A 23,625-nucleotide genomic window follows, 5' to 3' on the forward strand; every position below is an offset into this window, starting at 1 on the left:
TGGTGACGTTTTCGCTTATGTTACCCTTTATTTTTCGTTTTATTCGAACTTTGTAATCTTTCATATACAGTAGAAAGTGCTTGTTCAAATTTCCCTGTCGTTTTCGGTTTATAATATTGTTTGTTTTTTATTTTATCAGGTAAGTATTGTTGCTGTACCCAACCATTTGGATGGTCGTGTGGATATAAGTATCCAATGCCTCTTCCAAGTGCCTCTGCGCCTTTGTAATGACTATCTTTTAAATGACTTGGGATGTCGCCTGTTTGCCCGTTCCGTAAATCGTGTAAGGCAGCGTCAAGTGCTTTATAAGCTGAGTTTGATTTTGGTGATAGGCAAAGCTCAATAACGGCATTTGCAAGTGGTATGCGTGCCTCTGGGAATCCAACGCGTTCAGCTGATTCTATCGCGGCTAGTGTACGCGGTCCAGCTTGCGGGCTAGCAAGTCCAATATCTTCATATGCCATAATAAGAAGACGTCTACCGATGCTTTGCAGGTCACCAGCTTCAATAAGACGTGCTAAATAGTGAAGTGCTGCATTTACATCACTTCCGCGCACCGATTTTTGAAATGCCGATAGTACGTCATAATGAGCATCTCCGCCTTTGTCATGAACGAAGCTCTTTTTTTGTAAGCATTCTTCGGCGATTTCCAGCGTAATTTCCGCAGCTTTGTCATCAGTTGTAAAGCTAGATAAAACAGCTAGTTCCAGTGCATTATAAGCGGAACGCATATCTCCGCCTGATGCATTTGCGAAGTGATGTAATGCTTCAGGCGTAACAGTTACATCATATTCCCCAAGACCTTTTTCTTTATCTTCAAGTGCTCGTTTTAAGCCAATTAAAAGATCATCTTCTGTTAATGCGTGTAATTCGAAGATTTGACACCGACTTCGAATAGCAGAATTAATAGCATGGAACGGATTACTCGTCGTCGCACCAATTAAGGTAAGGAGTCCACTTTCTAAATGAGGTAATAGAAAATCCTGTTTTGCTTTATCTAGACGGTGTACTTCATCTAAAATTAAAACGAGGTGTCGATGCATTTTTGCCTCTTGTACGACAACTTCCATATCTTTTTTATTATGAGTAACAGCGTTTAATAGGCGAAAAGGGGTTCCGGTACTTCCTGCAATTGCGCTCGCGATGGATGTTTTTCCAGTGCCTGGAGGGCCATATAAAATCATAGATTGAAAATGATTTGCTTGGACCATTCGCCATAAAATTTTTCCTTCACCAACTAAATGTTGTTGTCCGATAATTTCTTGAATATTTGTAGGGCGCATTCGATGTGCGAGTGGTTGTTTCATTTTTACCGTCTCCCTTAATGTATAATCTCTTTCTATCGTATCATTTTTTTTAGTGGAATTTGAAATAGGATGCTGTTTTGTGGGAAAAATGAAAATGAATATTTTCATTTTTCTTTCAATTGTAATAATTTCCGAGTTTTTCAATGTGATTTTATGTTATCATTTTGATACACAAGTTGAAATTTCTTATAATACTATATTATGCTATAATTTCATAGGATTTTAAATTGTGTTCTTTTATAAATAAGATATAACCAATAGAAGTGAAAATTTGAAAAGAGGTGCAAAATAGATGAAGATTTCAACGAAAGGCCGTTACGGCTTAACAATTATGATCGATCTTGCAAAAAAGTTTGGTGAAGGTCCAATTTCCTTAAAATCAATTGCGCAGGCACATGATTTATCGGAACATTACTTAGAGCAATTAATTTCACCACTTCGTAACGCGCGTCTAGTAAAGAGTACACGCGGAGCATATGGCGGGTATGTATTATCAGATCAGCCAGCTAATATTACAGCTGGGGATGTAATCCGTGTATTAGAGGGTCCGATTAGTGTTGTAGAAATGATAGAAGAAGAAGAACCAGCACAACGCCAATTATGGATGCGTGTTCGTGATGCGGTGCAAGAAGTGTTAGATAGTACAACGTTAGAAGATTTAGTACGTTATGAGGAAGAAAATCACGGGGGCTATATGTTTTACATTTAATTCCTTGTGAAACGATTTGGAAAGAAGGAGATTTAATGGAACGCATTTATTTAGATCATGCTGCGACATCTCCCACTCACCCGGAAGTGGTCGAAAAGATGATTCCATATATGACAGAAACATTCGGAAATCCGTCTAGTATTCACTTTTATGGACGTCAAACGCGCCATGCAGTAGATGAGGCGAGACGCGCATGTGCACGTAGCATTCATGCGAATCCGAATGAAATTATATTTACGAGCGGTGGTACGGAAGCTGATAATTTAGCGCTTATCGGTGTAGCGCGTGCGAACCGTCATAAAGGTAACCATATTATAACGACACAAATTGAACATCATGCAATTTTGCATACGTGTGAATTGTTAGAGCGTGAAGGATTTGAAGTGACATATTTACCTGTTGATGAAACAGGACGCGTTCAAGTTTCTGACATACAAAAGGTATTAACAGAAGAGACAATTCTTGTATCTATTATGTTTGGGAATAATGAAGTTGGGACGATGCAACCAATTGCGGAAATAGGTAAGCTGCTAAAAGAGCATCAAGCTTATTTCCATACAGATGCGGTACAAGCTTACGGTTTAGTAGAAATTGATGTGAAAGAGTTTGGTATTGATTTATTATCAATTTCGGCTCATAAAATTAACGGGCCAAAAGGTGTCGGGTTCTTATACGCTGGTGCAAATGTGAAATTTGAACCGTTATTAATAGGCGGGGAGCAAGAAAGAAAACGCCGTGCTGGTACTGAAAATGTGCCGAGCATCGTTGGGTTGCAACATGCAATTTTGCTAGCTGAAAAAACTCGTGAGCAAAAAAATGCCCAATATGAAGAGTTTAAAGATATAATGGTATCTGTCTTCAAAAATGAAGACATTACTTTCGAGGTAAACGGAAACTTAGAATATCGCTTACCACATGTGCTTAATATTAGTTTTAGAGGAATGAACATTGAACCGTTTCTTGTGAACTTAGACTTAGCTGGCATTGCAGTATCAAGTGGCTCGGCTTGTACAGCTGGTTCAATTGATCCATCACATGTATTAGTGGCGATGTTCGGAAAAGACTCCGATCAAATACGTTCATCCGTACGCTTTAGTTTCGGACTTGGAAATACGAAAGAGCAAGTTGAGAAAGCGGCGTACGAAACAGTGAAAATCGTGAAGCGATTAACACAAAATTAGCATGGGAGGTGACATGATGAACAAACTACCTCACGAAACACGCGTTGTCATCGGGATGTCCGGTGGCGTCGATTCATCTGTAGCGGCTCTTTTATTAAAAGAGCAAGGTTATGATGTAATCGGAATTTTTATGAAAAACTGGGATGATACAGATGAGAATGGTGTCTGCACAGCAACAGAAGATTACAATGATGTAATCGAAGTGTGTAACCAAATTGGTATTCCGTATTATGCAGTAAACTTTGAAAAACAATACTGGGATAAAGTATTTACGTACTTCTTAGATGAATACCGAGCTGGTCGTACACCAAACCCAGATGTAATGTGTAATAAAGAAATTAAATTTAAAGCATTTTTAGAGCATGCCATTGCGCTCGGTGCTGATTATGTAGCAACAGGTCATTATGCACGCGTTGCTTATATGGACGGCGAATATAAAATGCTTCGCGGCGTTGATGACAATAAAGACCAAACGTATTTCTTAAATCAATTAAGCCAAGAGCAATTATCAAAAACAATGTTCCCGCTTGGTGAACTGAAGAAACCACAAATTCGTGAAATGGCGAAAGAAGCTGGTTTAGCGACAGCGGCGAAGAAAGATAGTACTGGTATTTGCTTCATTGGTGAGCGTAACTTTAAAGATTTCTTAAGTAACTATTTACCAGCACAACCAGGTGTGATGCAAACGTTATCTGGCGAAGTGAAAGGGAAGCATGACGGTTTAATGTACTATACAATTGGACAACGTCATGGCCTTGGTATTGGTGGTAACGGTGATCCGTGGTTTGCTGTTGGGAAAAACTTGAAAGAAAACATTTTATATGTTGATCAAGGATTCCATAACGAACTTCTATATGGCGATGAAGTTATTGCTACGAATGTTGGCTGGGTAAGTAATGAAGCGAAAGAAAAAGAATTTAAGTGCACAGCGAAATTCCGTTATCGTCAAGAAGACAATAAAGTAACGGTTCAAATCGTTGATGAAAATACAGTTCGTATTCTTTGTGACGAGCCAATTCGTGCAATTACACCAGGACAAGCAGTTGTTTTCTATGATGGAGATGAGTGTTTAGGCGGTGCTACAATTGATGAAGTGTACCGTAGCGGTAAGAAATTGGATTATTTAGGATAAAAGAGAAGCCTCTGCCGATTCGCGGTTAGAGGTTTCTTTTATATAAGGCGAATTTTCGTTCGCTTGGAAAATACATTCTTTGTTATAATTTGTTGTAGAGGTGAAGGACATGTCAAACAAACTTGAAACAGGTATTCAATATATGCAAGAAGGAAACTGGGAAGAAGCTGCTAAAAATTTCACAGAAGCAATCGAAGAAAATCCGAAAGATGCGCTTGGATATATTAATTTTGCGAACTTATTAGATGTACTAGGTGACAGTGAGAGAGCAATTTTATTTTATAAACGTGCATTGGAGTTAGATGATAAATCAGCGGCTGCGTATTATGGATTAGGAAATGTATATTACGGTCAAGAGCAATTTGCAGAGGCTAAAGCTGTATTTGAACAAGCGATGCAAGCTGGATTACAATCAGCTGATGTAACATTTATGCTAGGTATTACACATGTGCAACTTGGAAATGACCGTCTTGCACTGCCGTTTTTACAAAGAGCAACAGAATTAGATGAAAACGATGTAGAAGCTGTGTTCCAGTGTGGACTTTGCTTTGCGCGACTAGAACATATTCAAGAGGCGAAGCCTTACTTTGAAAAGGTATTAGAAATGGATGAAGAGCATGCAGATGCGTATTATAATTTAGGTGTTGCATACGTATTTGAAGATAATAACGAGAAAGCTCTCGCTTTATTTAAGAAAGCAACTGAAATTCAGCCAGATCACTTTTTAGCTGGTAATGGTATTCGTTTATTAGAGCAAGAAGTTGAATAAGATGAAAATATAGTTAATGAGTAGTTATCCCTCATCTAAATAGGTGGGGGATGTACTGCTCATTAAAGTGAAATGAAACCGGAAAGGAGAGGAAAGATGGGAAATCAACATGCAATGGATTTGTTTGAGGAAGAAAAAAAGTTTATAAAAGCGCAAGTTCTTCATACCATTTTCCACAACGAAGAAAACCTCTATTCCGTTGTCAGTATGAAAGTCATTGAAACGAATGAAACGTACGACGAAAAGAAAGTAATGATAAACGGTCATTTTCCTCGCATGCATGAAGATGAAGTGTTTACGTTGACAGGTCATTTTAAAGACCATCCGAAGTATGGAAAACAATATATGGTCGAAACGTTTAAGAAAGAATTGCCGCAAACGAAAGCTGGTATGGTGCAATATTTAGCGAGTGATTTATTTAAAGGGATAGGAAAGCGTACAGCTGAAAAAATTGTGGACCATCTGGGGGAACATGCTATTTCTAAAATTATGGATGATCCTGAGGCTTTAAATGGTGTTGTCAACAAGCAAAAAGCACAAGAAATTTATGAGACAATTGTTGAACATCAAGGGCTAGAGAAAGTAATGAGCTTTTTAAATGGCTACGGTTTTGGAACGAAGCTTTCTATTAAGATTTATCAGCAATATAAAGAGATGACATTAGAAGTAATTCGTAATAACCCGTACCAACTTATCGAAGAAGTGGACGGGATTGGTTTTGGAAGAGCGGATGATATAGGGCGTGCGTTAGGGATATCGGGTAATCACGACGACCGTGTACGCGCAGGATGTTTTTACACGTTAGAGAATGTCTCATTACAACTTGGTCACGTTTATATGAGGAAAGACCAACTTGTAAGAGAAACGATGTCACTTTTAAACAATCAAGAAGGAAGAGTGACTGAGGAAGATATTGTAGGCTGTATTGAAACGATGCAAAGTGAAGGGAAAGTCATCATAGAAGAAGAGCGAGTGTATTTAGCAACGTTATTCTACTCTGAAAAAGGTGTTGTAAAGTCCATTCGCAGGCTTATGAATCAAGAAGAAACACCTTCATTTCCAGAGGCAGAAGTGTTAAAAACATTAGGTGAAATTGAAGAACAACTGAACGTACAATATGCACCGTTTCAGCAAGAAGCAATTCAAACGGCACTTCATAAACCGATGATGTTATTGACAGGTGGACCAGGAACAGGGAAAACAACAGTTATTAAAGGAATTGTTGAAATGTATGCGTCACTTCACGGGCTATCGTTAAATCCGAATGAATACAGTGATGATAATCCATTTCCGATATTATTAACGGCTCCAACAGGAAGGGCAGCGAAGCGAATGAGTGAATCAACAGGGCTTCCAGCTTGTACAATTCACCGTTTACTTGGCTGGACGCCCGAAGGGTCTTTCCAACGGAATGAAACAGATCCGGTACAAGGGAAATTACTCATTATTGATGAATTTTCAATGGTTGATATTTGGCTTGCAAATCAGTTGTTTAAGTCATTGCCGACTAACATTCAAGTTATCGTTGTAGGCGATGAAGATCAATTACCATCTGTAGGACCTGGACAAGTATTAAAAGATTTATTGAAAGCAGGTGCAGTTCCAACAGTAAAGCTTACTGAGATTTATCGTCAAGCGGAAGGTTCATCAGTAATTCAACTTGCCCATGCGATAAAAAATGGAACGCTCCCACCAGATTTAGCGCAAAACCAAAAAGATCGTTCATTTATCGGTTGTACAGGAGCTCAAATTGTTGAGGTTGTTAAGAAGGTTTGTGAGAATGCGAAGACAAAAGGGTTTAGCGCAAGAGATGTACAAGTATTAGCCCCGATGTATCGTGGACCGGCGGGTATTAATGTACTAAACGAAGCGTTGCAAGAAGTGTTTAATCCGAAAAGGGAAAAGAGTAAAGAAATTGCTTACGGTGATGTTGTATACCGAAGAGGCGATAAAGTCTTGCAACTTGTTAATCAGCCGGAGAGCCAAGTGTTTAATGGTGATATCGGCGAAATTGTTTCGGTGTTTTATGCGAAAGAGAACGTTGAGCAACAAGATATGATTATCGTTTCATTTGATGGAATTGAGGTAACATATACAAAACCAGATTTAAATCAAATTACACATGCCTATTGCTGTTCGATTCATAAATCACAAGGTAGTGAATTTCCGATTGTGATTATGCCGATAGTAAAAAGTTATAATCGTATGTTACGTCGTAATTTAATTTATACTGGTATTACAAGAAGTAAGAAGTTCCTTATTATTTGCGGGGAGGAAGCTGCTTTCCAGTCTGGTGTAAATCGTCTTGATGATGCAATGCGTCAAACGACTTTAGCTAGTCGATTGCAAGAATCACAAGGAGAAGTACAGATGGTAACGGTTAACGGCGAAGAAATGGACGTGGAAAACATTTCACCGTATGATTTCATGTAACAAGGTGAAATTATATAGTGAAACTTTCAAACGTATAACGTTGAAAGGCTCCAGCAATGTATAAATGAATGCAGTTTGGACATAATGGCGAATAGAATCCGGGAGACTGTAAGGAGATGAACGCCATATGTTTATTTGTCCAAATTGCAAAGGGAAAGACATTGGAAAAATAGGTGTCAACCAATTTTATTGCTGGAATTGTTATATCGAATTATCGGTTTCAAAGGGGAAAATCCATACGCATCAAGTAGAAGAAGATGGTTCACTAAGCTCTCTTGATGATTTATTTGATGAGAATGAAAGAACGATCGGATAACGAAAAGGGGGATTTACTTTGAATCTACGCAATTCATTAATCGCATTAGGTGTTGGAGCGGCAGCATATCAATATGCTCGCAAACAAGATGTATTTTCAAAACGTAATATGAAAAAAGCACGTAAGATGATTAAATCTTATTTATAAGCGTAAAAAACTCCCTTCATGATAAGGGAGTTTTTTTATGCACTTGTATGCAAATATAAAAGTCCAATTTCAGAGAAGAGATAAGATAGGCCGTAACATCCAACGCCAAGCATTCCGTAATGAAATAATTGCTTCGCTTTTTCTTTTCGTGAGGAACGAATAAAGAAGCCTTTCCAAATACCCAACCCGATACAAATCCATTCAAGAATCATAAAAAGTGCAGATAATATGAGCATAAATAAAACCATTATGAGCCCTCCTGATTATAATGTTTCATGCTGCATTCTTAGGGGTGGTTGTCCTTGTTATGTTATGTATATGTACATCTTTACAAAACAGTATGGTCTGCACGAAAAGATTTTAAAACTTTTGCACATAACCTACCCTATTTATTTTCAAAATAAAGGTGGAGGAGGTTTTTCGTGTGAAGAATCTTAAAATCATTTGGATATATCGTTTAGGGTTATTGTTACTTGTTTTTCTTTGTTTGCTCGTCTTTTTAAAAATTAAGCCGCTATGGGCACCGATTATTTTTGTATGTAAAGTGGCCATTACACCGTTTCTTATTGCATGTTTCATTGCGTATTTATTGCATCCTTTAATTGAAAAAATTCATAAGGAAGGGATGCCGCGTACACTCGCTATTTTGCTTATTTACATCCTTTTCTTTGGCGGGATTGGTTATGGAATTTATAAAGGAACGCCGGTTGTGATTAAGCAATTACAAGAAATCAATGAACAATTCCCGCAGTTTACAAAGATGTATGATTCGTGGATGGATGGTGTTACAGAACAAACAGCGAATTTCCCGTCATTTATTCATGAAAAGGTGAAACAAATTTTTGTCGGAGTAGAGACGAAGATACAAGCACTTTTAAATAAAGTGATGAGCACAGCTCGTGGTGTACTAGATTCGTTACTCATTATTTTCTTAATTCCGTTCATTGTATTTTACATATTAAAAGATTACGGCGAGTTTTATCATATCTTTTGGAAACTAGTCCCGAGTAAGTGGCGTAGTACGGGGCAAATGTTGGCGAAAGAAATTGATAAGTCACTTGGAAGTTATATTCGTGGACAGTTATTCGTTTGTTTAGTATTAGGAGGAGTATCGGTTCTTTCTTTTTGGTTTATCGGTATGAAATATCCATTATTACTTGGCATCATCATCGGGATAACAGATATAATCCCATACTTTGGCCCTATTTTAGGAGCGATTCCAGCGTTGATGATTGCAGCAACGGTATCAACAAGTTTACTCATTAAAGCGGGGATTACGATTGCTATTTTGCAATTCGTAGAAAGTAACATTTTATCCCCTTATATCGTTGGTAAGTCGCTTCGCATGCATCCTGTTATTATTATGCTTGCATTATTAGTTGGGGGAGAAGTGGCAGGAATTGTAGGGTTATTAATATCAGTTCCTATTTTAGCGGTCATTCGTACAGTGATCGTTCATGTAAGGCCTCTTTGGAAAAAAGAAGATGTGTAATAGGAAGGCCCTCTACTTATAAAAGTAGAGGGCTATCATTATTTAGAGAGTTGCTCGTTTATTTTTTGAATGAGAGAGCTTACATCATTTGTTTGAATATGTTTTATTTTTTTCCATTCATTATCGTACATAAATACAATTTGATTGCTGAAAAGCCGCTTTTGCTCTTTTAAATTTGAAATTTTCGCGAAAGCGTACTCTTCAAATAAAGGGTTCTTACTTACATCTGGTCCATAAAAGAAGAGCCGTTTGTTTGTTAAAATTAGCAATCCTGGCCTTGCGACGGAACGATAAATAAATATGTCTAGTGAACAGGCTACGTAAAACAATATTGTTTCATCAGTCGTTAACATATTTTTAGCTTTGTTCAATAAGGTTGTCATTATAATCGCTCCTTTATTATTAATAATTTAATTATAACAAAAATAAAATATTCAGAAAAGTACGTGGGAGTAGTACAATTTGTTAATACATGCATAATATATGAAAAGGCTGTTAAGAATGAATAGTAGAATAGCTATGATTAATAAGTAATTGATATAATATAAATGATTATCTACATTGACAAATTTAAGAGAATTCTATTATATTTAGTCATATAATACATTAAATCAATGACGGAACAAGTACGTTACAGTCCATTTATAGAGAGAAGCTTCCATATGGCTGAAAGAAGCTTTAAATGAAGGGTAACAGAAAGCTAATCCTGAGAGCAGCTAATCACTGCCGTCTTGCCACGTTACGGCACCATGAGGTGATGAATTGATTGTTATAGTAATCAATTCATAATTAGGGTGGTATCGCGAGTTAACTCTCGTCCCTTTTATAGGGGCGGGAGTTTTTTATATTTAAGGAGGAAAATACAATGAAACAACTAACAGGCGCACAAATTCGTCAAATGTTTTTAGACTTTTTCCAAGAAAAAGGACATGCAGTAGAACCTAGTGCATCACTAGTTCCACATGAAGATCCATCTCTTCTATGGATTAACAGTGGTGTAGCAACATTAAAAAAATATTTTGATGGACGTGTAATCCCGCAAAATCCACGTATTACAAATGCTCAAAAATCAATTCGTACAAACGATATTGAAAACGTAGGGAAAACAGCTCGTCACCATACATTCTTTGAAATGTTAGGAAACTTCTCAATCGGCGATTACTTCAAAGAAGAAGCAATTACTTGGGCTTGGGAATTCTTAACGAGCGACAAATGGATCGGATTCGATAAAGAATTACTATCCGTTACAATCCATCCAGAAGATGAAGAAGCATTCACAATTTGGAATGAGAAAATGGGTGTTCCAAAAGAGCGTATCATCCGCTTAGAAGAAAACTTCTGGGACATCGGTGAAGGACCAAGTGGACCGAATACAGAGATTTTCTATGACCGCGGAGAAGCTTACGGTAATGACTTTAGTGATCCAGAATTATATCCAGGAGGAGAAAACGAGCGTTACTTAGAAGTATGGAACCTTGTATTCTCTCAATTTAACCATAATCCAGATGGTTCATATACACCACTTCCTAAGAAAAACATCGATACAGGAATGGGTCTAGAGCGTATGACATCTATCGTTCAAGATGTACCTACAAACTTTGACACGGACTTATTCATGCCGATGATTGGTGCAACAGAAACAATCTCTGGTGAGAAGTATCGTAATGGTGACTTAGAAAAAGATATGGCGTTTAAAGTAATCGCTGACCATATCCGTACAGTAACATTCGCTGTTGGTGACGGTGCTCTTCCATCTAACGAAGGCCGTGGTTATGTGTTACGTCGTTTATTACGCCGTGCTGTTCGTTACTCTAAGAAATTAAACATTAATCGTCCGTTCATGTTTGAATTAGTACCGGTTGTTGGAGAAGTAATGAAAGACTTCTATCCAGAAGTACTTGAAAAGAAAGATTTCATCGCAAAAGTTGTGAAAAATGAAGAAGAGCGTTTCCACGAAACACTTCATGATGGTGAAGCAATTTTAGCTGAAGTTATTGCAAAAGCGAAAGAAGAAAAAACAACTGTTATTTCTGGAGTAGATGCGTTCCGTCTATATGACACATACGGTTTCCCAATTGAATTAACAGAAGAATATGCAGAAGAAGCTGGTATGACAGTTGATCATGAAGGCTTTGAAAATGAAATGGAAAAACAACGTGAGCGCGCACGTGCTGCTCGTCAAGACGTTGATTCTATGCAAGTTCAAGGCGGTGTCCTTGGAGAAGTGAAAGTAGCGAGCGAGTTCGTTGGTTACGGTACGGTTGCAACAGAAAGTAACGTTGTTGCACTTGTGAAAAACGGTGAATACGCAGACAGCTTACAAGCAGGTGAAGAAGGACAATTAATGCTTGATGTAACACCATTCTATGCTGAGAGCGGCGGGCAAATTGCAGACCGTGGTTACCTTCTTGCTGACGGCGTGAAAGTTCTTGTAAAAGACGTACAAAAAGCACCAAACGGCCAAAACTTGCACAAAGTTGTAGTTGAAGAAGGTACATTAACGAAAGATGCGGCTGTAAAAGCTATTATCGATACGAAAAACCGTAGTAGCGTTGTGAAGAACCATACAGCAACTCACTTACTACACCAAGCATTAAAAGACGTACTTGGAACACACGTTAACCAAGCAGGTTCTCTTGTAACTTCTGAACGTTTACGCTTTGACTTCTCTCACTTTGGTCAAGTACAAGCTGACGAATTAGAAAAAATTGAGCGTATCGTAAACGAGAAAATTTGGGAAAGTATTGATGTTGAGATTTCTCAAAAAGCAATTGAAGAAGCGAAAGAAATGGGCGCAATGGCATTATTCGGTGAAAAATACGGTGATGTTGTACGCGTTGTACAAGTTGGCGACTATAGCTTAGAGCTTTGCGGTGGTTGTCACGTTGATAACACAGCTTCTATCGGTATTTTCAAAATCGTTGCTGAGTCTGGTATCGGTGCAGGAACTCGTCGTATTGAAGCAGTAACTGGTAAGTCTGCTTATGAATTAATGAACGATCAAGTAGGCTTATTAAAAGAAGCAGCTGGAAAAATGAAAACAAATCCAAAAGACATTTTAACAAGAGTAGATGGTTTATTTGCTGAAGTAAAACAACTTCAAAAAGAAAACGAATCTCTTGCAGCAAAATTAAGCAATATTGAAGCTGGAAACTTAACTGATTCAGTAATGACAGTTGATGGCGTGAACGTATTAGCGGCAAAAGTAAATGTTGCAGATATGAACAACTTACGTACGATGATGGATGACCTAAAAAATAAATTACAATCTGCAGTTGTCGTATTAGCGTCTGTAAATGATGATAAAGTAAACATCTTAGCTGGCGTAACGAAAGATTTAATTAGCCAAGGATACCATGCTGGTAAACTTGTGAAAGAAGTAGCTTCTCGTTGTGGTGGTGGCGGTGGTGGCCGTCCTGATATGGCACAAGCGGGCGGTAAAAACCCAGCGCAAGTTGAGGAAGCTTTAGCATTTGTACAAGAGTACGTTAAATCTGTTTCAAAATAAAGAGATAGTAGTGTACAATGGTAGGGAGAGGAGAAGTTCTTCTCCCTATACTTACTATATAAGTGAGGTGCTTGAAATGGACGGTTTTGATAAAACAATGAAGTTTAGCATTCAAGATGAAAAACAGAGTGTCCATGTAAATGATGTACTTTTAACTGTGTATGATGCACTTCAAGAAAAAGGCTATAATCCGATTAACCAAATCGTCGGTTATTTATTAAGTGGAGACCCAGCATACATACCTCGCCATAAAGATGCGCGAAGCATCATTCGCAAGCTCGAACGTGATGAATTAATTGAAGAGCTTGTGAAGTCTTACTTGAAACATCATCGTGAGGAGTAATTTATGCGGATATTAGGTTTAGATGTAGGTACAAAAACAGTCGGAGTTGCAATTAGTGACGAAATGGGCTGGACAGCGCAAGGGCTTGAAACAATCAAGATTAACGAAGAACGAGGTCAATTTGGTTTTGACCGCATTTCTGAGTTAGTAAAACAGTATGATGTGGACAAGATAGTAGTAGGTTTACCTAAAAATATGAATGGTACAATTGGCCCGCGTGGTGAAGCATGCCAACAATTTGCAGAAAACCTACGAGAGCTGTTACAATTAGACGTTGTAATGTGGGACGAGCGTTTGTCAACGATGGCAGCGGAACGTCTACTCATTTCGGCCGATGTAAGCCGTAAGAAGCGAAAGCAAGTAATTGATAAGATGGCTGCAGTCGTAATCTTACAAGGATTTTTAGATAGTAAATAAGAGGTGACCAAAATGGAAGAAAATCAAATTACAATTGTAGACGAAAAAGGTAACGAACATTTATGTGAAATTATTTTCACTTTTGACGCTGAAAAATTTGGCAAAAAATCATACGTAGTCTTCTCTCCAATCGGTGAAGTAGACGAAGATGGAGACCAAATTTATGATGCAATGGCTTATGAGCAAAATGAAGAAGAGGGCGGAACTTTACTTCCAATCGAATCTGAAGAAGAGTGGGAAATGGTACAAGAAATGTTCAACACTCTAGCTGATGAGCAAGAAGCTGAATAATAAGTACTGAAAAGGTGGACGGTATATCGTCCGCCTTTTTTATATGTAAAATGAAAGATTTTTTGTCGAAACTGCGTAATCCTTTGTAGTATAATGAGACGGATTGTAGAAAATAAAGTATCTGTCAAAAATGATAGGTAAATGTATTGTGATTTTTTATCATGTTGTATAGAAAGATGTACATATGGCCTACAATTGAATAAGGAGGAAGAGTTTTGGTAGAGAATCAAGTGAAAAAGAAGCGTAGACGCATTTTTTTATTCTCGATAATTGCACTGCTTTTAGTTTGTGGTTCAGTCTATGCGTATATTTCATCCGCATTAGGACCGGTTGATAGCGGGAATAAAAAAGAGATTGAAGTAGAAATTCCAAAGGGATCATCTACTAGTAAAATTGGTGAGATTTTAGAAGAAAAAGGTGCTGTGAAAAACGGTACAGTTTTTAGTTTTTATACAAAGGCTAAATCTAAAAATTTACAAGCGGGTACATATTTATTAAATCCTTCAATGAGTGCAAAAGATGTTATTGAGCAAATGTCATCTGGTAATGTACATCGTCCAGCTCTTTATAAAGTGACGGTAAAAGAAGGGGCACAAGTAACTGAAATTGCAGAAACGGTTGCAAACGAATTAAAGTGGAATAAAGATGATATTGTACGTCAATTAAACGATAAAGCATTTATTCAAAAAATGCAGCAAAAGTATCCCAAGCTGTTAACGGATAAAATCTTTGATAGCAATATTAAATATCCATTAGAAGGTTATTTATATCCTGCGACGTACTCTTTCTATAAAAAAGATACAACTTTGGAGGAAATTGTCATTCCGATGCTTGAGAAAACGAATGCAATCATTGTTCAAAACGAAGCAAAAATGAAAGCGAAAAACTGGGATGTTCATCAGCTTTTAACATTGTCTTCACTTATTGAAGAAGAGGCAACAGGCTTTACAGATCGTCAAAAGATCTCTAGTGTCTTTTATAATCGTTTAGCAAAAGGTATGCCGCTTCAAACGGATCCAACGGTATTATATGCACTTGGAAAGCATAAACAACGTGTGTTATACGAAGATTTAAAGGTTAACTCACCGTACAATACGTATGTTGTGAAAGGATTACCTGTCGGTCCGATTGCAAACTCTGGCAAACATTCAGTGGAAGCGGCGTTAGAACCTGCGCAAACAGATTATTATTATTTCTTAGCTGCACCAACTGGTGAAGTGTATTATGCGAAAACATTGGAAGAGCATAATGCATTAAAGCAAAAATATATTACGAAAAAGCAGTGAAATGGGGAGGGATAGCGAAAAAGGTCGCACATCCCTCTTTTTTGTGGTAAAATATATCGGGTTAAAAACTGGCAGAAGAATCGTTTTTAATATCAAAACGGGACGTACAAGCTAAGGATAAAGCTGGCTTGTATTTTTATTGCATTCTATGTGTGAAAAGACGTCATAGAGGCACTTCTCCATGTAAATAAGGAGGACCATTATGGAGGATGCAGTTAACGAGTACCTATTATCATTTATTGATCCGAAAGATAAATTAATTCTTGAAATGGAAGACTATGCGAAAGAAAATCATGTGCCAATTATGGATCGACTTGGAATGGAATTTATGTTGCAATTTTTACGTTTAATTGGACCGAAGAGCATTTTAGAGCTAGGTACAGCAATTGGCTATTCTAGTATTCGTATGATGCAAGCTATTCCAAATTCTCGCATTGTGACAGTTGAGCGCAATCGCGATCGATATGAAAAAGCACTTGAATATATAGAACGTTCACCAGTTAAAGAACGTATTTCCGTTATTTACGGTGATGCGTTAGAAACAGGCGAGCAAGTAGAAGAACATGGAACATTTGACGTTATTTTTATTGACGCAGCAAAAGGACAATATCGTCGCTTTTTTGACTTATATGAACCGTTATTAAATCCTGGTGGCGTAATTATTTCAGATAATGTTATGTACCATGGTCTTGTAACAACGAAAGAGAAAATTGAAAACAGACGTACACGTGGTTTAATCCGTCGTATTAAGACGTACAATGAATGGCTTATGAACCATGAAGGATATGATACAACGATTTTCCCAATTGGTGATGGAGTAGCTGTTAGTAAAAAGAAAGGGTGACCAAGGTATGAAGAAACCAGAATTGTTAGTAACACCAAAAGCAGTGGCGGATATCGAACCTCTTGCGAAAGCAGGAGCAGATGCGGTAATGATCGGTGAGCAAAAGTTTGGTTTACGTTTAGCAGGGGAATTTTCACGTGAAGATGTGAAACAAGCTGTGAAGATTGCACATGAAAATGGTGTAAAAGTATACGTAGCAATGAACGCTATGTTCCACAACGATAAAGTAGAAGAATTAACAGACTATGTTGCATTTTTAAACGAAGTACATGTAGATGCAATTGTTTTCGGAGATCCAGCAGTATTAATGGCGGTTCGCGAAGTAGCGCCAAATATGCAATTGCACTGGAATACAGAAACAACAGCAACAAACTGGTTTACTTGTAACTACTGGGGACAAAGAGGAGCAAAACGTGCTGTATTAGCTCGCGAGCTTAGCTTAGATGAAATTGTTGAATTAAAAGAAAATGCTGAAGTGGAACTTGAAGTGCAAATTCACGGTATGACTTGTATGTTCCAGTCGAAGCGTTCGTTAGTAGGAAACTACTTTGAGTATCAAGGACGTCATCTTGACATCGAAAAGAAAAAATATGAAGAGAATATGTTCTTATATGACCCAGAGCGTAACAATAAATATCCAATTTATGAAGATGAAAATGGTACTCACATTATGAGTCCAAATGATATTTGTTTCATCGATGAGTTAGAAGAGCTAATTGATGCTGAAATTGATAGCTTAAAAGTTGATGGTGTACTAAAAAGTTCTGCATACATTATTGAGGTAACGAAGAAATATCGTAAAGCAATTGATTTATGTGTAGAAGATCGTGATGCGTATTACGACGTGAAAGACGACTTATATAAAGAGATCGAAGAAATGCAACCGGTGAATCGTCCGTTAGATACAGGATTCTTCTTTAAAGAGACGGTTTACTAAACGAGGAGGGTGTAGGAAATGACTGTACAAGAAATTTCACGAGTGATCGATGGCAAACGCGTTATTGTGAAGAAACCTGAACTGTTAATCCCTGCGGGTAACTTAGAAAAATTAAAAGTAGCTATCCATTACGGGGCAGATGCTGTATATTTAGGTGGACAAGAATTTGGTCTTCGTTCGAATGCAGGTAACTTTACACTGGAAGAAATGGCAGAAGGTGTGGAATTTGCAAAGAAATATGGAGCAAAAATATATGTAACAACAAATATCTTTGCACATAATGAAAATATGGACGGGCTAGAGGAATATTTAAAAGGGATTGAAAAAGCTGGCGTAACGGGAATTATCGTTGCTGATCCGCTTATCATTGAGACTTGTAAACGTGTAGCGCCTTCTGTTGAGGTGCATTTAAGCACACAGCAATCACTATCCAACTGGAAAGCAGCACAGTATTGGAAAGAAGAAGGTTTACATCGTCTTGTATTAGCTCGTGAAGCAAGCTATGAAGAAATGAAAGAGATTAAAGAAAAAGTGGATATTGAAATTGAAGCATTCGTCCATGGTGCGATGTGTATCGCATATTCAGGAAGATGTACGCTAAGTAACCATATGACAGCGCGTGACTCTAACCGTGGTGGTTGTTGTCAATCTTGTCGCTGGGATTATGATTTAGTTCAAACAGTATCACAACATAAAGATGCAAAAGAGCTTCCTCTATTCCAAGAAGAAGATGCTCACTTTGCAATGAGTCCAAAAGACTTAAATTTAATTTTATCAATTCCGAAAATGATTGAAATTGGAATTGATAGCTTAAAAGTTGAAGGACGTATGAAATCAATTCATTACGTAGCTACTGTAGCGACAGTATACCGTAAAGTAATTGATGCATATTGTGCGGATCCTGATAACTTTGAGTTTAAACAAGAATGGTTAGATGAGCTTGATAAATGTGCAAATCGTGATACAGCTCCTGCATTCTTTGAAGGGGTTCCAGGACATCAAGAGCAAATGTTTGGAAATCATAGTAAGAAAACAACGTATGATTTCGCTGGTTTAGTGTTAGATTATAATGAAGAAACGGGCATCGTAACGATTGAGCAACGTAATCATTTCAAACCAGGACATGAAGTGGAGTTCTTTGGGCCAGAAATAGAAAACTTTACGCAAACGGTGGAGAAAATTTGGGATGAGGATGGAAACGAATTAGATGCAGCGAGACATCCGTTGCAAATCGTGAAATTCAAAGTGGATCAACCAGTGTATGTGAATAATATGATGCGCAAAAGCATACTTCAATAAGAAAGAGTGATAGTCGAATGGGGACGAATAAGCCTGTTGTAATTGGAATTGCTGGTGGTTCAGGGTCAGGTAAGACAAGTGTAACGAAAGCGATTTTTGACCATTTTAAAGGTCATTCCATTTTAATCTTAGAGCAAGATTATTATTACAAAGATCAAAGCCATTTACCAATGGAAGAGCGTTTAAAAACAAATTATGATCATCCATTAGCGTTTGATAATGATTTGTTAATTGAACATTTGCAGCAGTTGCTTGCATATAAACAAGTAGAGAAACCTGTATATGACTATACATTGCATACGCGTTCAGATGAAATTATTCCAGTTGAGCCGAAAGATGTAATCATTTTAGAAGGAATTCTTATTTTAGAAGACCCACGTCTTTGTGAGTTAATGGACATTAAGTTATTCGTTGATACAGATGCTGACCTTCGTATTTTACGCCGCATGCAGCGTGATATTAAAGAACGTGGTCGTACGATGGATTCAGTTATTGATCAATATGTAAATGTTGTACGTCCAATGCACAATCAATTTATTGAGCCTTCTAAGAAATTTGCGGATATTATTATCCCTGAAGGTGGACAAAACCACGTTGCAATTGATATTATGGTTACAAAAATTGCAACAATTCTTGAACAAAAAGTAAATTTGTAATAGCATAGTAAAAGATATACGGTAGGAAGGGATTTTTTCCCTTCCTATCGAATACAATGAAACATGCAACCTCATCTATATATAGGTGAGGGCATATTTATATCAACTTTCCATACATATCTTCTTTATATAAAGAAGAATTGGGAATACGGGGTTGTATGTGACAACTCCGCTAGTACAGGCGTGCTAGAAACCTCCGCTTTACATATAAGCGGGGGAGTTTTCATATGGAACTCCTCTTTTTTTCGGGGGATTGGTATATAAAAGGAGTGGAAAATATGGCAACAGAAAAAACATACCCTATGACGCAAGAGGGTAAGCAAAAGCTAGAGAACGAACTTGAGGATTTAAAAACGGTAAAACGTAAAGAAGTTGTAGAGCGCATTAAGATTGCACGTAGCTTCGGAGATCTTTCTGAGAACTCTGAGTATGATGCAGCGAAAGATGAGCAAGCGTTCGTAGAAGGACGTATTACACAATTAGAAAACATGATTCGTAACGCAGTTATCATCACAGATAACGGTGAAGAATCTACAGTTGTTACATTAGGTAAAACAGTAACATTTAAAGAACTACCAGATGGAGATGAAGAAGCTTACACAATCGTAGGTAGCGCAGAAGCAGATCCATTTGAAGGAAGAATTTCTAACGATTCTCCAATCGCAAAAAGCTTATTAGGTAAGCAAATTGGCGAAAAGGTAGCAATCCAAACTCCAGGTGGAGAAATGCAAGTAGAGATTATCTCTGTAAAATAAAAAAAGATTCTCCTATCGGGAGAATCTTTTTTTTCTGTAGAATTTTATGTAATCTTTAGAGTGATTCGACAAAAAAAGTCAAAAAAATACTTTAAGCTTTGATATCATAATTAGAGACTATAGGTTTTAAAAGGGAAAAGGGGCTAATTATGAAACATAAAATCTTTACGGGATTAGTTTGTAGTATATCCATATTAGGACTTGCTGCATGCGGAACGAATGAGGAAACTACATCATCAAAGGGAGAAAAGGTAAAGCAAGAAGAAAAAAAGGATATTAAAGCAACTGAGGGTTCAAAAACCTTAGAAACTCCGCAAGGTAAAAAGGAATTTAATGATTTTGATGTAGCGTATCAATTAGCTATTGTGATGAAAATATTTCAAGATGTAACGATTAAGTACGATTATGCGATTGGGAATCCAGATTATTTATTGCGAGATTCTATGGATCAAAAAACAATAGATGATATGAAGAATATGTTACAAGAACAGGCGAAGAATAATGATAAGATTTTAAAAGATGAAGTGAATCAAGCGTATACATATTTAAAACAATCAAAAGTAAGTAATAAAGATGATATTCAAAAAATAATAGATGCACAAAATAATTATTTACATATTGTAGATAAGATGATTACTTGTATTGACTCTGTAACAGTTGAGAATGCAAAAGAAAAAAGAAATGAAATGGATAATTTCAGTAAGGAATATTTAAAAGTAGCTGCTAATGTAACAACTACTGTAATTGAAGTTGCTAAAAACACTGGAGTGAATGAAACTGAATTTAGATCGCTTCTTATGAAATTTTTAGAAAAACCAAAGAAACAATAATAGCCTTATATAATATCTATTTTTATTTCGGAGCTTGTATAAATAAAATAGTACCTCGTCTAAACTACAATAGACGAGGTGTTTTTTTATGAAAATAAAACGGAGAATTACAATTGTTTTAATTTGTTTTATATGTGTCATGTTTATGTTACTTTGTCGTTTAATTCAAATACAAATTATAGATACGGAATCATTTACGGATCGTAAGATTAACTTAATTGAAAAAAGTGTTACACAACGGACGCAATCCATTACGGTAGATGATGGACGCGGCCATTTTATAGATCGTAATGGTAAGGAGATAGGTGAGAAAAAGTATCCTGTTTTAATTGTTTTTCCATTTCTACAATTAAAAAATAACATGTTGGAGAAAATTGCGCATATCATTGGTATGTCGAGACAAGAGATTGAAAGTCAAATGAAACATAAGAAAAGTGCATTTATCCTGGAAAGAGGAAATGAACCACTTCGCTTGGAACGAGAGCAGATGGAGAAGGTGAATCAATTAAATGTATTAGGCATTGTAGCAGCTGAAGTTCGTTTGCGGCAAACTAGCGTGATGAATCATTTAATTGGTGATGTGGGTGAGAATGAACGAGAATTTCAAAAACGATACGGAGAAGTTAGAAAAATTTCAAAACAAACACCGATTGGCATTTCAGGATTGCAGCAATCATTTGATGAATTTCTTTTGACCGATGGAGAGGCAAAAGTATTGTATCAATTGGATCGGCAAGGAGAACCGATTTTTGGAAAACAAGCGAAATATACATCGCCTGGAAATCCGTTTTATCCAGTGACGATTCAAACTACTTTACATAACGAGTTACAGAAAAAAGCAGAAGAAGTAGTTGAAGCAAGTGAAATTAAGAAGGGAGGAGTAGTGCTACTTGATGTAAAGAAAAATGAAATTTTAGCAATGGTTAGCAAACCAGCTGTACAGGTGAATGATGAGAGTTTATATAAAACTACACTTGAAAATCAAATGTTAACACCACACTTTCCCGGTTCTGTTTTTAAAACAATAATTGCGGCGGCAGCGATTGATCAAAATGAAAATGTTTTTAATCGCGTATTTAATTGTAATAAAGATTTATATGGTGAAGATCACCCACAAGTTAGGATGGGGACACTTAGTTTTAAAGAGAGCTTTGCTAGAAGCTGTAACAGGACATTTTCAGAGTTAGGAAATGAGCTAATACAAAAGGATAAGATGGTGTTAGAAACTTATGTAGAGGCTTTAGGAGGCGCTGAGAAGGTTGGATGGAGAGGTTCTGTATTTCATACAACTCATTTTGAGCAAATGCCAGAGGAGAAAAGTGTTACGATTTGGGGGAGTGAAGGAAATAAGAATAGTAAAAAAGCGGTAGCGCAAACAGCAATTGGACAGAAAGATGTACGTATGTCACCTCTAGCGATTGCAAATATGATGGCGACGATTGCTAGAGGGGGAGAAAAGATGGAAGTGAAAGCTGTTGAAAAAATAATGTATAAAAATGGAACGGATTTTTATACATTTGAAGACCATACATTAGGTGGAAAACAGCTTTCATATGAAACAGTGAAAACATTACAAAAGTTATTAAGGAGCGTTGTAACAACGGAAAAAGGCACAGGATCAGCATTCAAGTCGTTACCACTAAGTGTCGCTGGAAAATCTGGGACAGCACAAACAGGAAAAGGAACGAAAGAGAATCGATGGTTTGCAGGTTATTTTCCATATGAAAATCCAAGGTATGCTTTAGTTGTCGTGGATATAGAAACGAATAGCGATGTAAATAAAGTTACACCTATTTTCAAATCTATTGTAGAATCAATCTATCGATTAGAGAATGAAAAGTAATCTTGCAATTCATAGTAAAATGTTTTCATTTCATGAAAATATTATTGTAAATGTTCAACCTTTCTAGATTTAATGTTACAATAGCAAGTATGAAAAACTGCATGGAGGTTTGAAGAATGGCAGGAGGATCTAGATTCCAACAGAAACAACAAAAACGTCGTCAAAACGGTGTTTTAAATATTGCAATCGCTATTGTACTAGTAGCAGTAGCTATTGTAGCATATCAATTGTTTGTTCCTGACACGAAAGAGCAAGCGTCTTCTAGCGATAAAAAGGTAGCTCAGCAAACAACGAAAGAGAATAAGTCTGAGAAAGCTAAAGGCAAAAAAGAGACGAAGAAGAATGAACAAGAGAAAACAGAGGCTAAGAAGAAAGAAGAAGAAGAGAAGCTAAAGGCTGAAGAAGAACAGAAAAAAGCTGAAGAAGAAGCGAAAGCTAACGAGAAAGTACCAGCTGAAAAAACACAGCCAAAGGCAACTGACGCTTATACGAAACCTTCTTGGAAGCCAGTAGGCACAGAGCAAGGTGCAACACCTGCGATGACGTTTAAAAAAGGTACAGCAGATTGGAATGAGATGAATCAAGCGATTTCAGCTGCAATTGACGTTCCAGTAGAGCAATTAATTATTCATCGAATCGGAAATAACGGTAAGAATAAAGCTTACGGTAACGTACAAGATAAACAAACAGGTAAAAGATATTATGTAAATATTGATTGGGTAGACAATGAAGGCTGGAAACCAGTACTTGTTCAAACTCTAAACTAAAAAAGAGAAGCTCCTTAGGAGCTTCTCTTTTTTAGTTAGCGTAATTTCTTTAATTTAAAATGAACAACCGCGCTATAATATGGTCTTTTACTTTCAGGATCCATAACCATTTGATGCGAGATGTGATGAACTTCAAGCATAAGTGCTTTATTATTATCGATTTGTTCACTGATTTTACGTTCTAAAGAAGCTAAGTCTCCCGCTTCAAAAAATTCTACTTTATCTTCTAACATTTCAAAGGTAAATGACATGAAGACGGCCCCTCTCCTATGTAATCAACTATAGTGTAACAAAGAAAAGAAGGAAATACCATGTACATTTCAATTGACATTTTTAGAAAGAGGGAATATCATACTGATAAAA

The 23,625-nt window shown here is 37.0% G+C and carries 25 protein-coding genes and 1 other annotated feature; of the genes, 21 read left to right on the forward strand and 4 right to left on the reverse strand.

All coding sequences use genetic code 11. The features are described 5' to 3' along the window. Positions 1-20: 20 nt before the first annotated feature. Entirely contained in the window at positions 21-1,307 is a 1,287-nt protein-coding gene (locus QCI73_RS05585; RefSeq protein ID WP_000812933.1) for a replication-associated recombination protein A, read from the reverse strand. 292 nt (positions 1,308-1,599) lie between these two features. On the opposite strand from QCI73_RS05585, the gene cymR reads away from it, so the two are divergent. The 7 genes from cymR to QCI73_RS05620 all read left to right on the forward strand — a co-directional run bounded on the left by cymR (position 1,600) and on the right by QCI73_RS05620 (position 7,994). Continuing rightward, entirely contained in the window at positions 1,600-2,016 is a 417-nt protein-coding gene (gene cymR / locus QCI73_RS05590) for a cysteine metabolism transcriptional regulator CymR (RefSeq protein WP_000704116.1), read from the forward strand. Positions 2,017-2,051: 35 nt separating this feature from the next. Beyond that, complete coding sequence (locus tag QCI73_RS05595; RefSeq protein WP_353822620.1) at positions 2,052-3,197, forward strand: cysteine desulfurase family protein; 1,146 nt, start codon at positions 2,052-2,054, stop codon at positions 3,195-3,197. A gap of 16 nt (positions 3,198-3,213) precedes the next feature. Further along, entirely contained in the window at positions 3,214-4,329 is a 1,116-nt protein-coding gene (gene mnmA, locus QCI73_RS05600) for a tRNA 2-thiouridine(34) synthase MnmA (protein WP_001038006.1), read from the forward strand. Positions 4,330-4,438: 109 nt separating this feature from the next. Then, positions 4,439-5,098 carry a tetratricopeptide repeat protein gene (locus QCI73_RS05605; protein WP_353822621.1) on the forward strand — a complete coding sequence of 220 codons (660 nt, stop codon included), beginning with the start codon at positions 4,439-4,441 and terminating at the stop codon, positions 5,096-5,098. Between the two features lie 96 nt (positions 5,099-5,194). Beyond that, positions 5,195-7,531, forward strand: a complete 2,337-nt coding sequence (gene recD2 / locus QCI73_RS05610) for an SF1B family DNA helicase RecD2 (protein ID WP_353822622.1) — start codon at positions 5,195-5,197, stop codon at positions 7,529-7,531. A gap of 127 nt (positions 7,532-7,658) precedes the next feature. Then, positions 7,659-7,847: a hypothetical protein gene (locus QCI73_RS05615; RefSeq protein WP_000469281.1), complete on the forward strand. Its 189-nt coding sequence runs from the start codon at positions 7,659-7,661 to the stop codon at positions 7,845-7,847. An 18-nt stretch (positions 7,848-7,865) separates the two neighbouring features. Beyond that, positions 7,866-7,994, forward strand: a complete 129-nt coding sequence (locus QCI73_RS05620; RefSeq protein WP_001053553.1) for a YrzQ family protein — start codon at positions 7,866-7,868, stop codon at positions 7,992-7,994. A gap of 35 nt (positions 7,995-8,029) precedes the next feature. Here QCI73_RS05620 and QCI73_RS05625 read toward each other — a convergent pair whose 3' ends face one another. Beyond that, a complete protein-coding gene (locus QCI73_RS05625; RefSeq protein ID WP_353822623.1) occupies positions 8,030-8,242 on the reverse strand; it encodes a hypothetical protein in 213 nt (70 codons plus the stop codon). A 176-nt stretch (positions 8,243-8,418) separates the two neighbouring features. Here QCI73_RS05625 and QCI73_RS05630 point away from each other — a divergent pair, with 176 nt between their 5' ends. After that, a complete protein-coding gene (locus QCI73_RS05630; protein WP_000793117.1) occupies positions 8,419-9,486 on the forward strand; it encodes an AI-2E family transporter in 1,068 nt (355 codons plus the stop codon). A 38-nt stretch (positions 9,487-9,524) separates the two neighbouring features. On the opposite strand, the gene QCI73_RS05635 is transcribed toward QCI73_RS05630, so the two are convergent. Beyond that, positions 9,525-9,869 carry a PH domain-containing protein gene (locus QCI73_RS05635; RefSeq protein WP_071728480.1) on the reverse strand — a complete coding sequence of 115 codons (345 nt, stop codon included), beginning with the start codon at positions 9,867-9,869 and terminating at the stop codon, positions 9,525-9,527. A gap of 222 nt (positions 9,870-10,091) precedes the next feature. Next, positions 10,092-10,311, forward strand: a binding site (T-box leader). A 40-nt stretch (positions 10,312-10,351) separates the two neighbouring features. Between QCI73_RS05635 and alaS the strand changes: the two genes are divergently transcribed. From alaS to QCI73_RS05700, 13 genes are all read left to right on the forward strand, one after another. Further along, positions 10,352-12,994: an alanine--tRNA ligase gene (gene alaS, locus QCI73_RS05640; RefSeq protein WP_000811832.1), complete on the forward strand. Its 2,643-nt coding sequence runs from the start codon at positions 10,352-10,354 to the stop codon at positions 12,992-12,994. Positions 12,995-13,070: 76 nt separating this feature from the next. Beyond that, positions 13,071-13,337, forward strand: coding sequence for an IreB family regulatory phosphoprotein (locus QCI73_RS05645; protein ID WP_000348590.1), 267 nt, complete (start codon positions 13,071-13,073; stop codon positions 13,335-13,337). 3 nt (positions 13,338-13,340) lie between these two features. Further along, positions 13,341-13,754, forward strand: coding sequence for a Holliday junction resolvase RuvX (gene ruvX / locus QCI73_RS05650; RefSeq protein WP_001221197.1), 414 nt, complete (start codon positions 13,341-13,343; stop codon positions 13,752-13,754). Between the two features lie 12 nt (positions 13,755-13,766). Further along, positions 13,767-14,045: a DUF1292 domain-containing protein gene (locus QCI73_RS05655; RefSeq protein ID WP_000392247.1), complete on the forward strand. Its 279-nt coding sequence runs from the start codon at positions 13,767-13,769 to the stop codon at positions 14,043-14,045. Positions 14,046-14,260: 215 nt separating this feature from the next. Beyond that, complete coding sequence (mltG, locus tag QCI73_RS05660) at positions 14,261-15,331, forward strand: endolytic transglycosylase MltG (protein WP_353822624.1); 1,071 nt, start codon at positions 14,261-14,263, stop codon at positions 15,329-15,331. Positions 15,332-15,533: 202 nt separating this feature from the next. Continuing rightward, a complete protein-coding gene (locus tag QCI73_RS05665) occupies positions 15,534-16,175 on the forward strand; it encodes an O-methyltransferase (RefSeq protein WP_000389089.1) in 642 nt (213 codons plus the stop codon). A 7-nt stretch (positions 16,176-16,182) separates the two neighbouring features. Continuing rightward, positions 16,183-17,112, forward strand: coding sequence for a peptidase U32 family protein (locus QCI73_RS05670; protein WP_000742781.1), 930 nt, complete (start codon positions 16,183-16,185; stop codon positions 17,110-17,112). 18 nt (positions 17,113-17,130) lie between these two features. Beyond that, positions 17,131-18,411 (forward strand): peptidase U32 family protein, encoded by a 1,281-nt coding sequence (locus tag QCI73_RS05675; RefSeq protein WP_000217969.1) that lies wholly within the window; start codon positions 17,131-17,133, stop codon positions 18,409-18,411. Between the two features lie 17 nt (positions 18,412-18,428). Next, entirely contained in the window at positions 18,429-19,067 is a 639-nt protein-coding gene (gene udk, locus QCI73_RS05680; protein WP_000537087.1) for a uridine kinase, read from the forward strand. Between the two features lie 278 nt (positions 19,068-19,345). After that, positions 19,346-19,822, forward strand: coding sequence for a transcription elongation factor GreA (gene greA, locus QCI73_RS05685; RefSeq protein WP_000179963.1), 477 nt, complete (start codon positions 19,346-19,348; stop codon positions 19,820-19,822). A 149-nt stretch (positions 19,823-19,971) separates the two neighbouring features. Continuing rightward, positions 19,972-20,652, forward strand: coding sequence for a hypothetical protein (locus tag QCI73_RS05690; RefSeq protein WP_000680874.1), 681 nt, complete (start codon positions 19,972-19,974; stop codon positions 20,650-20,652). A gap of 88 nt (positions 20,653-20,740) precedes the next feature. Further along, positions 20,741-22,495: a peptidoglycan D,D-transpeptidase FtsI family protein gene (locus QCI73_RS05695; protein ID WP_353822625.1), complete on the forward strand. Its 1,755-nt coding sequence runs from the start codon at positions 20,741-20,743 to the stop codon at positions 22,493-22,495. A gap of 116 nt (positions 22,496-22,611) precedes the next feature. Then, a complete protein-coding gene (locus tag QCI73_RS05700; RefSeq protein WP_353822626.1) occupies positions 22,612-23,262 on the forward strand; it encodes a YrrS family protein in 651 nt (216 codons plus the stop codon). Positions 23,263-23,297: 35 nt separating this feature from the next. Here QCI73_RS05700 and QCI73_RS05705 read toward each other — a convergent pair whose 3' ends face one another. Further along, positions 23,298-23,513, reverse strand: a complete 216-nt coding sequence (locus QCI73_RS05705; RefSeq protein ID WP_000010984.1) for a YrzA family protein — start codon at positions 23,511-23,513, stop codon at positions 23,298-23,300. Between the last annotated feature and the right edge of the window lie 112 nt (positions 23,514-23,625).

This window comes from Bacillus cereus group sp. MG16 (assembly GCF_040459875.1).
Taxonomy (GTDB): Bacteria; Bacillota; Bacilli; order Bacillales; family Bacillaceae_G; genus Bacillus_A; species Bacillus_A paranthracis.